The 12,666-nt window shown below is 61.5% G+C and carries 11 protein-coding genes; 4 read left to right on the forward strand and 7 right to left on the reverse strand.

Annotated elements, in window-relative coordinates:
* The first annotated feature begins 68 nt into the window (after positions 1-68).
* Positions 69-1,091, forward strand: a complete 1,023-nt coding sequence (locus ASR47_RS18325; protein ID WP_065309209.1) for a transporter — start codon at positions 69-71, stop codon at positions 1,089-1,091.
* 4 nt (positions 1,092-1,095) lie between these two features.
* Here ASR47_RS18325 and rnk read toward each other — a convergent pair whose 3' ends face one another.
* On the reverse strand, positions 1,096-1,503 hold the full coding sequence (rnk, locus tag ASR47_RS18330; protein WP_065309210.1) for a nucleoside diphosphate kinase regulator: 408 nt from the start codon (positions 1,501-1,503) through the stop codon (positions 1,096-1,098).
* A 75-nt stretch (positions 1,504-1,578) separates the two neighbouring features.
* Here rnk and ASR47_RS27125 point away from each other — a divergent pair, with 75 nt between their 5' ends.
* Positions 1,579-1,863, forward strand: coding sequence for a hypothetical protein (locus ASR47_RS27125; protein WP_150127867.1), 285 nt, complete (start codon positions 1,579-1,581; stop codon positions 1,861-1,863).
* A 23-nt stretch (positions 1,864-1,886) separates the two neighbouring features.
* Positions 1,887-3,779 (forward strand): putative bifunctional diguanylate cyclase/phosphodiesterase, encoded by a 1,893-nt coding sequence (locus ASR47_RS18335; RefSeq protein WP_065309211.1) that lies wholly within the window; start codon positions 1,887-1,889, stop codon positions 3,777-3,779.
* A 110-nt stretch (positions 3,780-3,889) separates the two neighbouring features.
* Here ASR47_RS18335 and ASR47_RS18340 read toward each other — a convergent pair whose 3' ends face one another.
* On the reverse strand, positions 3,890-5,590 hold the full coding sequence (locus ASR47_RS18340; RefSeq protein ID WP_425402742.1) for a peptide chain release factor 3: 1,701 nt from the start codon (positions 5,588-5,590) through the stop codon (positions 3,890-3,892).
* A 382-nt stretch (positions 5,591-5,972) separates the two neighbouring features.
* Between ASR47_RS18340 and ASR47_RS18350 the strand changes: the two genes are divergently transcribed.
* Positions 5,973-6,782, forward strand: a complete 810-nt coding sequence (locus tag ASR47_RS18350) for a Crp/Fnr family transcriptional regulator (protein WP_065309213.1) — start codon at positions 5,973-5,975, stop codon at positions 6,780-6,782.
* Positions 6,783-6,873: 91 nt separating this feature from the next.
* Here ASR47_RS18350 and ASR47_RS18355 read toward each other — a convergent pair whose 3' ends face one another.
* The 5 genes from ASR47_RS18355 to pheT form a co-directional block, all read right to left on the reverse strand.
* Positions 6,874-8,277 (reverse strand): sensor histidine kinase, encoded by a 1,404-nt coding sequence (locus tag ASR47_RS18355; protein ID WP_065309214.1) that lies wholly within the window; start codon positions 8,275-8,277, stop codon positions 6,874-6,876.
* Between the two features lie 146 nt (positions 8,278-8,423).
* Complete coding sequence (locus tag ASR47_RS18360) at positions 8,424-9,056, reverse strand: response regulator (protein ID WP_065309215.1); 633 nt, start codon at positions 9,054-9,056, stop codon at positions 8,424-8,426.
* A gap of 189 nt (positions 9,057-9,245) precedes the next feature.
* A complete protein-coding gene (locus ASR47_RS18365) occupies positions 9,246-9,671 on the reverse strand; it encodes a MerR family transcriptional regulator (RefSeq protein ID WP_065309216.1) in 426 nt (141 codons plus the stop codon).
* Between the two features lie 10 nt (positions 9,672-9,681).
* Complete coding sequence (locus tag ASR47_RS18370) at positions 9,682-10,029, reverse strand: integration host factor subunit alpha (protein ID WP_010399205.1); 348 nt, start codon at positions 10,027-10,029, stop codon at positions 9,682-9,684.
* A 187-nt stretch (positions 10,030-10,216) separates the two neighbouring features.
* Positions 10,217-12,643 (reverse strand): phenylalanine--tRNA ligase subunit beta, encoded by a 2,427-nt coding sequence (gene pheT, locus ASR47_RS18375; RefSeq protein ID WP_065309217.1) that lies wholly within the window; start codon positions 12,641-12,643, stop codon positions 10,217-10,219.
* Between the last annotated feature and the right edge of the window lie 23 nt (positions 12,644-12,666).

Consider the following 12,666-nt stretch of genomic DNA (forward strand, 5'->3'; position numbering starts at 1 on the left):
CCGGTCATGTAACCGCGGCATAATCGCGCGACGATAACTTACCTGCGCGGGACATATATACGATGGCGATGGAAAATGCCGGCTTTACCTACGGCTCGGACACCTCGGGCCTGGTCTGGGGCTTCCTGTTTGGCCGCCATGCACAGCCGCTGGCGATGGACTCGGCCGCGGCGCTGGCCTGGCTGGCGCCGGGCGCGGTACGCCCGCCGAACGAATTCGCCTGGCTGCATTTCAATCTGTCGCACGCGGCCAGCGAAAAATGGCTGCACGCGCACACGCGCCTGGCCGACGAATTCTATGAAACGCTGCACCAGGGCTCGCGCTCGACGCGCATCGAACAGGCGGAAAACACCCTGATCGCGGTGGTCAACGATGTGGTGCACAATTTCAGTTTCGAAGCGTCCGATATCTCCACCATGTGGGCCAGCGTGGCGCAGGACCTGGTGATCACGGCGCGCCGCGCGCCGCTGCAGTCGATCGAACGGCTGCGCCAGGCGGTGATCAAGAATCACGAACCGATACGTTCGTCGGTGGAGTTGCTGGTGCACCTGCTGCGCGACCAGGCCGATGTGCTGGTCAATATCGTGCGCGACGCCGTGGCCAGGGTCGACGATATCGAAGACCATCTGCTGGCGGGGCGACTGGTGCCCAAGCGCGAAGACCTGGGCGCCATGCGGCGTGTGCTGGTGCGGCTGCAGCGCCTGCTGGCGCCGGAGCCGGCCGCCCTGTTCCGGCTGCTGCAGCGCCCGCCGTCATGGGTGCAGGAGCTCGACAGCCTGGAACTGCGCCAGTCGACCGAGGAATTTTCGGTGGTGCTCAGCGACATGTCCTCGCTGCAGGAGCGCATCAAGCTGCTGCAGGAAGAAATCGCCGCGCGCGTCAATGAAGAGAATGGCCGCAGCCTGTACGTGCTGACCATCGTCACCGTGCTGGCCCTGCCGATCAATATCATCGCCGGCATGCTGGGCATGAACGTGGGCGGCATTCCGCTGGCCCAGCATCCGCACGGCTTTGCCATCATCGTCGCCATTATCCTGACCTTTACGGTGGTGGCGGGATGGCTGGTGGTGCGGATGCAGAAGAACAGCTAGCCGCTTAGCGGTGGTATTCGCCGGCCCGCTCGGGCTGGTACAGCAGTTCCTCGATGGTCACCTTGACCACGCCGCCGGGCATAGGCCAGTCCATGCTGTCGCCGACGGACAGGCCCAGCAGCGCGCTGCCGACCGGTGCCAGCACGGAGATGCGGTCGGCCTGGCCATCGACGTCCTTCGGATAGACCAGGGTCAGGCGAAATTCTTCCTTGTTCTCGACCGTAAAGCGCACGGTGGAATTCATGGTCACCACGGTCGGTGGAATTTCCTGCGGTTCAAGCACGTCCGCTCGGCCCAACTCGTCGAGCAAGGCGGCCTTGTCGGGCGACAGGTTATTGCCCAGGGCGTACAACAATGATTCGAGTCGTTCCAGGTCCCGGGACGACAAAATGATGTTAGGTTTTTTTTCCAAAATATCCTCGCTGATGAATATAAGGGCGGCGGCCGGCTTGATGCGGCAACAAAGGCCACCATTATCAGGGCGATTATGGACGAACTTTCCCGGCCAGGCCAGAGCGTTTGTCGATTCCCGTTAAAATTTATTCAAATCAATGGGTTACCACGAAATAACAATAAAAAATCACGCACGGGGGCAGAATGTGGCGTTTCCATCTGGAATTTTATGTTGTCGTTGATTTTGAATATGGCGCGCAGAATCGGACTCGGCAACAAAAAACACAGGCCGGCGGATAAAGGATTAAAATTTGGCATTCTTTGCAAATGGAACAGAAGCATGGCGGGGCAAGGCAGGATGACACGGGGCGACGCATGAAACGGCAAGGTACGGGGCACAATATGATGGCAAGCCCGGCGCTGCCATCGGCAAAAATGCGCGGCGACCGTGTGGCCAGGTTCAACCTGCTGGCCGCCACTGCGCTGCTGATGTGTACCAGCGTACTGCTGGTGCTGTTCCAGCTTTATACGCTGCGCGGCGCGCTCGAGCGCACTCTGGAGATCCATGCGGCCATGCTGGCCAGCCCGGTGGCCGAGGCCATGCGCCGCGGCGACCGCCTGGGCGTCGAACAGCTGCTGGCGCCGCTGGCGGCGGCACCGGCCATCGACCAGGCGCTGGCCTACAGCCCTTACGGCCAGCCTTTTGCCCGCTTTGCCAGGAGCGGCAGCGACAGTGTTCAGGCCGCATCAGCCTACGGCATGCATGTCGCCTGGCGCGACGGCCACGCCAGCTTGCTGGCACGGCTGCCCGGCGGCGGCGCCCTGCTGCTGCGCGCTGGCCTGGCGCCACTGTACGGCAGCCTGATACAGTCCGCGGCCTGGACAGCGCTGGTCAGCCTGTTTGCCTTCTGCGTCGCCGTGCTGATGGTGCACCGCACGCGCCGCGCGGCGCAGCAGGCGGAAAATCATCTGCATTACCTGGCCCATGTCGATTCCGTCACCGAACTGCCGAACCGCCATGAATTCAATGAGGCGATGGCCTATGCGCTGGCGCGCGCCGACCGCCAGGACAGCAGCGTGGGCCTGCTGCTGCTCGACCTCGACAATTTCAAGATCGTCAACGACACCCTGGGCCACCATTGCGGCGACCATTTGCTCAAGCTGGTCGCGCGGCGCCTGGTGTCGGTGCTGCGCACCACCGATGTGATCTGCCGCATCGGCGGGGATGAATTCGTGGTCATCGTCGAACCGGCCGACGACGCCTCCGAGATGGTGTGCGTGGCGCGCAAGATCCTGGCGGTGCTGGCCGAACCGTTCGCGCTCGACGGCCACCAGCTCCATGTCAGCGCCAGCATCGGCGTGAGCCTGTATCCCTTCGATGCGCGCGACGTGGCGACCCTGACGCGCAACGCCGACACGGCCATGTACCACGCCAAGCACCAGGGCAAGAACCGCTACGCCGTGTTCAAGGCCGACATGGAACTGCGCGCGCAGCGCCGCCTGCGTATGGAAGCCAATCTGCGCCGCGCCTTGCAGGACGGGGAACTGTATCTGCATTACCAGCCGCAAATCGATTTGCGCAGCGGGCGCATCGTCGGCGTCGAAGCGCTGCTGCGCTGGAACTGCCGCGAAATGGGCGCCATGAGCCCGGCCGAATTCATTCCAGTGGCCGAGGAAAGCGGCGTGATCGTCGAGCTGGGGCGCTGGGTGCTGCACACGGCCTGCCGCCAGGCGGCCACCTGGTGCAAGGCCGGCCTGCTCGATTCACTCGAACACGTGGCCGTCAATCTGTCGGCCAGCCAGGTACGCGAACCGGGCCTGATGGACGATATTCGCGCCATCCTGCACGAAACACAGTTGCCGCGCGGCCTGCTGGAACTGGAAATCACCGAGGGTGTGATGATGGACGACGTGCCGGCCAACCTGGAACTGATGCGGCGCCTGCAGGAAACCGGGATCCACCTGTCGATCGACGACTTCGGCACCGGCTATTCGTCGATGTCCTACCTGAAACGCCTGCCGATCGACCAGTTGAAGATCGACCGCAGCTTCGTGCACGACCTGCCCGGCGAAGGCGAAGCGATCGTCACGGCCATCATCGCGATGGCGCACAGCCTGAAGCTGAAAGTGGTGGCAGAAGGCGTGGAGACGATGCAGCAAGTGGAGTTCCTGCGCCGCGCCGGCTGCGACAACGTGCAGGGATTCTATTTTGCCCGCCCGATGACGGCGGCGCAGCTGACGGCGCTGCTGCTCGAGCGCAGGGACTGGAGCAGCAGGACGGCCCTGGCGGTTTGATGGTGTAGCCAACAATGGTGTCGGATTAAGGCCTTCGACCTAATCCGACCTGCCTGTTGACGGCGTAGGTCGGGTTAGCGTGAAACGCGTAACCCGACACCACCGCTACATCAGGCCAACTTCGCCGAATGCTCGCGCGTGGCGTGGAAGGTCAGCTTCGGCCAGCGCTCTTCGGTCAGACGCAGGTTGACGCCCGAGGTGGCCAGGTAGGCCATGTTGCCGGCCGCGTCGTAAGCCACGTTGTGGCCCAGCGCATTTTCGAAATCCTGCAAGATGCGCTTGTCATCGCAGCTGACCCAGCGCGCGCTGCTGATGCTGGTGCCTTCGAACACGGCGTCGACGCCATACTCGTTGAGCAGGCGGCTGGCGACCACCTCGAACTGCAGCACGCCGACCGCGCCCAGCACCAGCTCGCCGCCCTGCACCGGCTTGAAGACCTGCACCGCGCCCTCTTCGCCCAGCTGCTGCAGCCCCTTGTGCAGCTGCTTGATCTTCAGCGGATTGCGGATGCGCACCGAGCGGAAGAAGTCCGGCGCGAAGTACGGGATGCCGGTAAAGGTCAGCAGTTCGCCTTCCGAAAAGCTGTCGCCGATCTGCATGTTGCCGTGGTTGGGCAGGCCGATGATATCGCCCGCGTAGGCTTCTTCCACCTGTTCGCGCGAGGAGGCCATGAAGGTCACCACGTTCGACACCTTGATCTCGCGCCCCAGGCGCAAGTGCTTGACCTTCATGCCGCGCTCGAAGCGCCCCGAGCACACGCGCAGGAACGCGATGCGGTCACGGTGGGCCGGGTCCATATTGGCCTGGATCTTGAAGACGAAACCGGTAAACGGCTGCTCGGCCGGCGCCACCGAACGCACGGTGGCATCGCGCTCGCGCGGCGCCGGCGCCCAGTCGACCAGCGCCGACAAAATTTCACGCACGCCGAAGTTGTTGATCGCCGAACCGAAGAACACCGGTGTCTGCACGCCGGACAGGAACTCTTCCAGGTTGAACGGATTCGAGGCGCCATGCACCAGTTCGACTTCCATGCGCAGCTGGTCCATTTCGAGCGGGAACATCTCCTGCAGGCGCGGATTGTCGATGCCCTTGATGATCTCGAAGGCGCCGTCGGCTTTTTCCTCGCCGGCCTTGAACAGCATGATCTCGTCGTTCAGCAGGTGATACACACCGCGGAAGTTCTTGCCCATGCCGATCGGCCAGGTGACGGGCGCGCACTGGATCTTCAGCACCGATTCGAGTTCGTCGAGCAGGTCCAGCGGATCGCGCGTCTCGCGGTCCATCTTGTTCATGAAGGTGACAATCGGCGTATTGCGCATGCGGCACACGGCCAGCAGCTTGATCGTCTGCGCTTCCACGCCCTTGGCCGCATCGATCACCATCAGCGCCGAGTCGACCGCCGTCAGCACGCGATAGGTGTCTTCCGAAAAGTCCTGGTGGCCGGGGGTGTCGAGCAGGTTGACGACGTGGTCGCGAAATTCGAACTGCATCACGGAAGACGCCACGGAGATGCCGCGCTGCTTTTCGATTTCCATCCAGTCCGACGTCGCATGGCGGCCCGATTTACGGGCTTTCACGGTACCGGCCATCTGGATCGCGCCCGAGAACAGCAGCAGTTTTTCGGTCAAGGTGGTTTTACCCGCATCGGGGTGGGAAATGATGCCGAAGGTGCGGCGGCGCTGCACTTCGCGCGCGATCACGGCCGGCGCCTTGCTGCCGGTGGTGGTGGCTGCGGAAGTGTCCGCGCCATCCTGGATGTCGGTGGAATCGGGGGTAATGCTGTCGTTCTCGTTGGCCATATTGGTGACCATGATATGGCCCTCGCAAAAAACCCTCGATTTTACAGAAGGAACGCTCTTTCGTGTGAACTGTTCCACTCTGGACAAGGCCAGCGACGACGGCTTCGTCGATTCCGCCGGGTTCGCTTCAATATTGCACGTGCTCAATATGGCACCCGGCTATCACAAAATCATGCGAGACGGCGCAAGAATGGATGTCAACAGAACGGCCGTAGGAGTAGGACTACAAAGCGACCTCAATTGAGACTACAAAGTGGCGACTGCTAATCTTATGTTCGCCAATTACATACGCCCTTAAAGTAGCTACATCGCGATCTGCACTGCGCGGTGGCAAAAAGAAGCCCGCCCCGTTGTAGCAGACGCACTCCGATGTAAAAAGCCTGCGAGGAATAAAATGAACCACACTCAACTGAACGCCCCGGTCCAGAAAAACCAGATGCTGCCACACGCCATGCCTGCGGCCGGACGCGAGATCAAGCTTGGGTCGCGGATCAGCCTGAGCAGCGCGCAACAGAATGAACTGCTGGGCGCCCTGCCACGTGCCGCCCTCGAATCGCTGTTCGAGCACCTGGAACTGGTCGAACTGCCTTTCGGCAAAGAGCTGTACGCCTACGGTAATTGCCTGGAATACACCTACTTCCCGACCACCGCCATCGTCTCGCTGCTGTACGTGATGGAAGACGGTGCCACCACCGAGATCGCCGTCGTCGGCCATGAAGGCGTGGTCGGCGTGTCGCTGGTCGCCGGTGAGCGCGCCATGTGCACGGCGGTCGTGCAAAGCGCCGGCTACGGCTACCGCCTGAAAACGCAGAGCCTGCGGGAAGCCTTCAACCAGGGCGGCGCCCTGCCCCAGCTGCTGATGCGCTACACCAATGCCCTGTTCGCCCAGATGGCGCAGAACGCCGTTGGCGGCCGTCACAGCTCGATCGAACAAAAGCTGTGCCGCTGGTTGCTGGACCGTCTGGACCGCTCGCCATCGAACGAATTGAAAGTGACCCAGGAGCTGATCTCGATCATGCTGGGCGTGCGCCGCGAAAGCATTACCGCCGCTGCCGGCAAGCTGCAGGATGAAGGCCTGATCCACTATCGCCGCGGCAACATCACGGTGCTGGACCGCGCCGGCCTGGAAGACTATGCCGGCGAATGCTACAAGGTGGCCAAGACCGAATACGACCGCCTGCTGCGCGACGTCGCGCGCTGCTGATCACGGCACGACCCCTTACAAAAATGGCCGGACATGCTTGCATGCCCGGCCATTTTCTTTTTCAGAATGGATGTACAGGTCGCCGCTTGAATCAGGCTTCGAGCTCGTCCGGTTCCGGCGTCAGGGGCAAGGGAATCAGCGCCTCGACGCAGGTGCCCTTGCCTTGCGGCCCAGGCTTGACGGTCAGGCTGCCACCGAGCAGCAGAGCGCGCTCGCGCATGCCCAGCAGGCCATGCGACATCGGTTTTTGCAAGGCGTCTTCCGTGATGCCGACGCCGTCATCGGTCACGCGCAGCACCAGCCCGGTTTCGTTGCGTTTCAGGCTGACCGTGACCATGCCGGCCTTGGCGTATTTCAGGATATTGGTCAAGGATTCCTGCACGATGCGGAACAGGGCGATCGTCAAGGTCGCTTCGCGGCTGTCGATGTGGATGGCGACGTCGGTATCGCAGCGTACCGAGCTCATGCGCGCAAAGTCCTCGCAATAGCTCTCGATGGCGGCGCACAGGCCCAGGTTGTCCAGCAGGCTGGGGCGCAGGTCTTCGACGATGCGGCGTTTCAGCTCCACCGTTTCAAGCAAGGTGGCCTTGGCGTGGCGCAGTTGCGCGGCCAGTTCGGGATGGCTATGCGCCAGTTGCTGGGTGACGGCGCCCAGGTCCATGCTGATCGAGGTCAGGTTGGCGCCCAGCTCGTCATGCAGCTCGCGCGCCAGCCGCGCTTTCTCCACTTCATTGACGCTGATCAAATGACGCGACAGGACGGATAGCTGCTCAGTGCGCTTGACCACCGTCGACTCCAGGTTGTCATTGGCGTTTTTCAGCGCGAATTCGACTGCCGCGCGGTTCTGGAAACTGCGCCGCACCAGCTGATAAAACATGATCAGCACCAGGATGGCCAGGCCGTTAATGCCGATGCCGAGAAACACCGCTTTCCGGTATTCGCGATAGAACGCGGTGCTCCCGGCGTCCAGCGCTTCATTCTGCTCGCGCACCATGATCACCACCTGCAGGCGGATTTCATCCATGGTGGCGCGCTCGTCGCTGACCCTGGCGATATTGACGATATCGGCCAGTCCGCCCTGCTTGTAGACATTGATGGATTCGTCCAGCGTGGTCATCTTGCGGCGTATCAGGGTTTTCAGCTGGGCCAGGTTTTTCAGCTGGCTGGGGCTGCCCTGCAGCAGCGCTTCGAGGCCCCGCAGTTCATTGTCGATTTCAGCGGTGGCGGTACGCGACGGCCCCAGGTAGGTTTCGGCATCGGAAATGAAATAGCCGCGCAAGCTGCTTTCCGCATCGAGCACCAGCACATTCAGGTATTGCAGGCGATCTGCCACCTTGGCGCTTTGCGTCAGCAAGGCGTTGGTACTCTTGAGCGTATCGAGGTTGTGGGACAGGCTGAAGCCATTGAGCACCAGCAACAAGGCGCAGGTGACACAAAGGATAGTCTTGTACAGAGGCAGGCGATGAGACGGCGCCGGTTCGACGGAGAAATACATCCTGGTGTGCATCCTTAGCAAGGTTCAGCGCGGCAGAGAACGCCAACGCCGGCCAATTATAACCCCGCTACAAAGTGCCGCACCGCACGCCCTCTGGCCGACTGGCAAACCAAACGATCACGTCGGCGTGAATCTTCCGGCTTGCATCAGTCAAGCAGATTGTTTTTCATGGCGTAATACGTCAGGTCGCTATTCGACTGCAAGCCCATCTTTTCCATGATGCGCGTACGATAGGTGCTCACGGTCTTGATGCTCAGGGACAACGCCACGCCGATATCGGACACGGTGGCGCCGCGCGCCAGGCGCAGGAAGACCTGGAACTCGCGGTCCGACAGTTCCGTATGCAAGGCCGCGTTGGTGTCGCGGTCAAACGACTGCGCCAGCAACTCGCCCACGGTCGAGCTGACATAGCGGCGGCCCTGGTACACCGTGCGCACCGCCGTCATCAGTTCATCGGCTTCGCATTCCTTGTTCAGATAGCCATTGGCGCCCATCTTGAACAGGTTCAGCGCATATTGCTGGGCCGGATAGCCGCTCAGTATCAGCACCGGCAATTCAGGCTGGCCCTGGCGGATCGTGCGCAGGGTATCGATGCCACTCTGGTCGGGCATGGCGATATCGAGCAGCAGGACATCACATATTTCGCGGCGGGCGATATCGAGCGCTTCGCGCCCGGTACCGGCTTCCGCCACCACATTAAAATCGTCAGACGATGAAAAAATCTGCTTGAATCCGGCTCGTACTATTTGGTGGTCATCACAAATGGCAACGCGTATCATTGTTTCCCCTTAAATTTTCCTGGCTTGGGAAAGACTACCGGTCCTTCAACAGGTACCGGTTCAGCGTCACTAACAAAAACGCAACTAGAGCATTATATGTAAAATGCCGACAGCGCACCTTACAAGGCGTGCGCAACACCATTTTAGTCAAAAAAACAGCGTTATCAAACAACCCGACTCATATTGGGTTTATTCTTGTTTTAGCAAGGCGAGAATTGCAAATAATTCGCCGCGTATCCAGTCCCGGTCCAGCGGCGCTTCCTGCGGCGCTGGCGCAGCGACCGCCAGTTCCGCACCGTCCACTTCACCATCGGTTACGGGCGCCGCATGCAGGCCGCCACGAATGTCGAGCTTGTTGCGTGCACCGCTGATGGTAAAGCCCTGCTCGTACAGCAGTTCACGGATGCGTCGTATCAGCAGCACCTCGTGGTGCTGGTAATAGCGGCGGTTGCCGCGCCGTTTCACGGGCTTGAGCTGGGAGAACTCCTGTTCCCAGTAACGCAGCACGTGCGGCTTGACGCCGCACAGCTCGCTCACCTCGCCGATCGTGAAATAACGCTTGGCCGGTATCGGCGGCAAGGCGATCAACTCGGTTTTACTGATGCGCTCGTTCATCGCCACTCACTCAGGCAGCACGGGCCAGCGGGCTGGTCTCTTCGACCATGCTTTTCAGCTTCTGGCTGGCATGGAAGGTCACCACGCGGCGTGCCGTGATGGGAATTTCTTCGCCGGTCTTCGGATTGCGGCCCGGGCGCTGCGGCTTGTCGCGCAACTGAAAATTGCCGAAGCCCGACAGCTTGACGGCTTCGCCGCGCTCGAGCGCATTGCGAATCTCGTCAAAGAAGGTCTCGACCATGTCTTTCGCTTCGCGCTTGTTCAGGCCGACCTGTTCGAACAGCAGTTCGGCCAGTTCCGCCTTGGTCAAGGTGGGTAGATCTTTTTCCGCTTCCTGGCGCACTTTGGCAACCAGCATGGCACGGTGCAAATCGGCGGCCAATGCGGACTGCAGTACGGCGGAATCAACGTCGCTGTTATTAATTTTCCTGCCCTGCCTTTTCTGTGCGCCCGCGTGCCGCATGGCACGAATGGGACAATATATCCGGACGACAAACAGGCCAGCGCAGTGCGCCGGCCCGAGTTTGCCGCTGTGTTTACAGCTGTTACGAACGCAGTTTCGCGTCGTGGCCCTGCGTTGCCGCCTCGATCAGCACGGTCATCAGGCCGTCGACCACATCGTCTTGCAGGGTGTTTTGAGTATCTTGCAAGCTAATCCGGAAAGCAAGGCTTTTTTCATCCGCCTCCAGCCCTTTTCCACGATATTCGTCAAATAAAACAATGGCTTGCACGATACGCGCCGCAGCGCTGGCCTGCGCGGCAGCGTGCAAGGTATCGAGCAGATCCTGCGCCGCCACCGTCTGCTTGACCAGCACCGCGAGGTCGCGGCTGGCGCCCGGGAATTTCGAAATTTCCGCGTACACCGGCACCACGCGCTGCGTCAGGGCCCCGGCGTCAACTTCGAACAACACCGGCGCTTGCGGCAGATCATACTTCTGCATCCAGCGCGGGTGCAATTCACCGATAAAGCCGATCACCTTGCCGTCGAGCTCGACATTGGCCGAACGGCCAGGATGCAGCGCCGGATGTTCCGCCTTGGTGAAACGCAGCACCTGCGGTGCGAACAGCGCTTCCAGGTCGGCTTTCACGTCGAAGAAGTCGACCGTGCGCGCCGGCTGGCCCCACTGCTCGTCGGCAACAGGGCCGTAGGCCATCGCCGCCACGCGTTTCGGCTGGGCGTAGCCGGCCACCGACAGCGGGCCATTGGCAACCGCGTCGTCGCGCTGGTAGATGGCGCCCACTTCAAAGATGCGCACGCGGCCCGTCTTGCGGTTCAGGTTGTAGCGCACATTGGCAATCAGGCTGCCGATCAGGGACGAGCGCATCACGCTCATCTGGCTGGCGATCGGGTTCTGCAGTTTGATCGGATTGGTATTGCCCGAGAAATCGCGCTCCCAGGCACTGTCGACAAAGCTCATGTTGACCACTTCCTGGAAACCCAGGTCGGCCAGTTCATGGCGCACGGCAAACAGCGAACGCGTGTTTTCCGGTGCGATCTGCATCACGTTGGCGGCCACCGGCGGCAAGGCCGGGATGTTTTCAAAGCCGTACACGCGCGCCACTTCCTCGATCAGGTCTTCCTCGATCTCGATATCGAAACGATAGCTGGGCGCGGTAACGGAGAACACGCCATCGAGCAGCGTGAATGGCAGCGCCAGGCGCGTGAAGATATCGGCGATGACGTCGTCGTTCAAGGGCACGCCGATGACTTTTTGCGCGCGCGCCGTGCGCATGGTCACCGGGCTGCGCTGCGGCAGGTTGACCACATGGTCGTCGACCGGGCCGACGGTGGTGGCGGGCGTGCCGCAGATTTCCACGATCAGGGCCGTGATGCGTTCGACATGCTCGACCGTGGTGGCGAAATCGACGCCGCGCTCGAAGCGGTGCGCCGCATCGGTCGAGAAATTCAGGCGCCGCGCGCGGCCTTGAATCGCGTTCGGCCACCAGAAGGCCGCTTCCAGGTAGATGCTGTCGGTATCGTCCGACACCGAACTGGCGTCGCCGCCCATAATGCCGGCCAGCGACTCGATTTCCTGCTCGTCGGCAATCACGCCGATCCAGTCGTCGACGGCCACCGTGTTGCCGTTCAACAGCTTGACCGATTCGCCAGCCTTGCCCCAGCGAATATCGAGACTGCCGTGGATCTTGGCCAGGTCAAACACGTGGCTCGGACGGCCCAGTTCCAGCATGACGTAATTCGAAATGTCGACCAGGGCCGACAGCGGACGCTGGCCGCTGCGCTCGAGGCGCTGCTTCATCCAGTCCGGCGTGGCGGCTTTGGCGTTCAGGCCGCGGATGACGCGGCCCGTGAAACGGCCGCACAGATCCGGCGCGCTGATTTTCACGGGCAAGACTTCGTCGCTGGTGACTGGCACGGCCGAAAATTGCGGCGCATTCAGGGGCACGCCCGTCAGCGCCGACACTTCACGCGCCACGCCCAGCACCGACAGGCAGTCGGCCTTGTTCGGCGTCAGCTTGATGGTGAATTTCAGGTCGTTGAGGGCGTAGTAATCGCGGAAATTCTGGCCGACCGGCGCGTCGTCCGGCAGTTCCATCAGGCCGGCATTTTCTTCGGACAATTTCAGTTCGCGTGCCGAGCACAGCATGCCTTGCGACTCGACCCCGCGCAGCTGGCCGATCTTGATTTCAAACGGCTTGCCGTCGGTGCCAGGCGGCAGCACGGCGCCAGCCTTGGCGCACACCACGCGCAGGCCCGGGCGCACATTGGGCGCGCCGCAGACGATGGTCAGCATGGTGCCGGTGCCGACGTCGACCTTGCACACATTGAGGCGGTCGGCGTTCGGATGTTTCTCCATCTCCAGGACCAGGCCCACCACCACGTTCGAGAACGGAGGCGCGACAGGATCGACGTCCTCGACTTCCAGACCGGACATGGTCAACAGATGGGCCAGTTCGTCCGAAGTCATCTTCGGATCGACCATGGTACGGAGCCAGTTTTCGGAAAATTGCATAATCAAGCCTTCAAAGGGTCAAA

This window comes from Janthinobacterium psychrotolerans (assembly GCF_001677885.1).
In the GTDB taxonomy this organism is placed as follows: domain Bacteria; phylum Pseudomonadota; class Gammaproteobacteria; order Burkholderiales; family Burkholderiaceae_D; genus Janthinobacterium; species Janthinobacterium psychrotolerans.

What these genes read in the sequence shown, in the direction of transcription:
- ASR47_RS18325 (WP_065309209.1), top strand. Translation starts at nt 69, where the DNA reads ATGGAAAATGCCGGCTTTACCTACGGCTCGGACACCTCGGGCCTGGTC.
- ASR47_RS27125 (WP_150127867.1), top strand. Translation starts at nt 1,579, where the DNA reads ATGGACGAACTTTCCCGGCCAGGCCAGAGCGTTTGTCGATTCCCGTTA.
- ASR47_RS18335 (WP_065309211.1), top strand. Translation starts at nt 1,887, where the DNA reads ATGATGGCAAGCCCGGCGCTGCCATCGGCAAAAATGCGCGGCGACCGT.
- ASR47_RS18340 (WP_425402742.1), bottom strand. Translation starts at nt 5,590, where the DNA reads ATGGTCACCAATATGGCCAACGAGAACGACAGCATTACCCCCGATTCC.
- ASR47_RS18350 (WP_065309213.1), top strand. Translation starts at nt 5,973, where the DNA reads ATGAACCACACTCAACTGAACGCCCCGGTCCAGAAAAACCAGATGCTG.
- ASR47_RS18355 (WP_065309214.1), bottom strand. Translation starts at nt 8,277, where the DNA reads ATGTATTTCTCCGTCGAACCGGCGCCGTCTCATCGCCTGCCTCTGTAC.
- ASR47_RS18360 (WP_065309215.1), bottom strand. Translation starts at nt 9,056, where the DNA reads ATGATACGCGTTGCCATTTGTGATGACCACCAAATAGTACGAGCCGGA.
- ASR47_RS18365 (WP_065309216.1), bottom strand. Translation starts at nt 9,671, where the DNA reads ATGAACGAGCGCATCAGTAAAACCGAGTTGATCGCCTTGCCGCCGATA.
- ASR47_RS18370 (WP_010399205.1), bottom strand. Translation starts at nt 10,029, where the DNA reads ATGCTGGTTGCCAAAGTGCGCCAGGAAGCGGAAAAAGATCTACCCACC.
- pheT (WP_065309217.1), bottom strand. Translation starts at nt 12,643, where the DNA reads ATGCAATTTTCCGAAAACTGGCTCCGTACCATGGTCGATCCGAAGATG.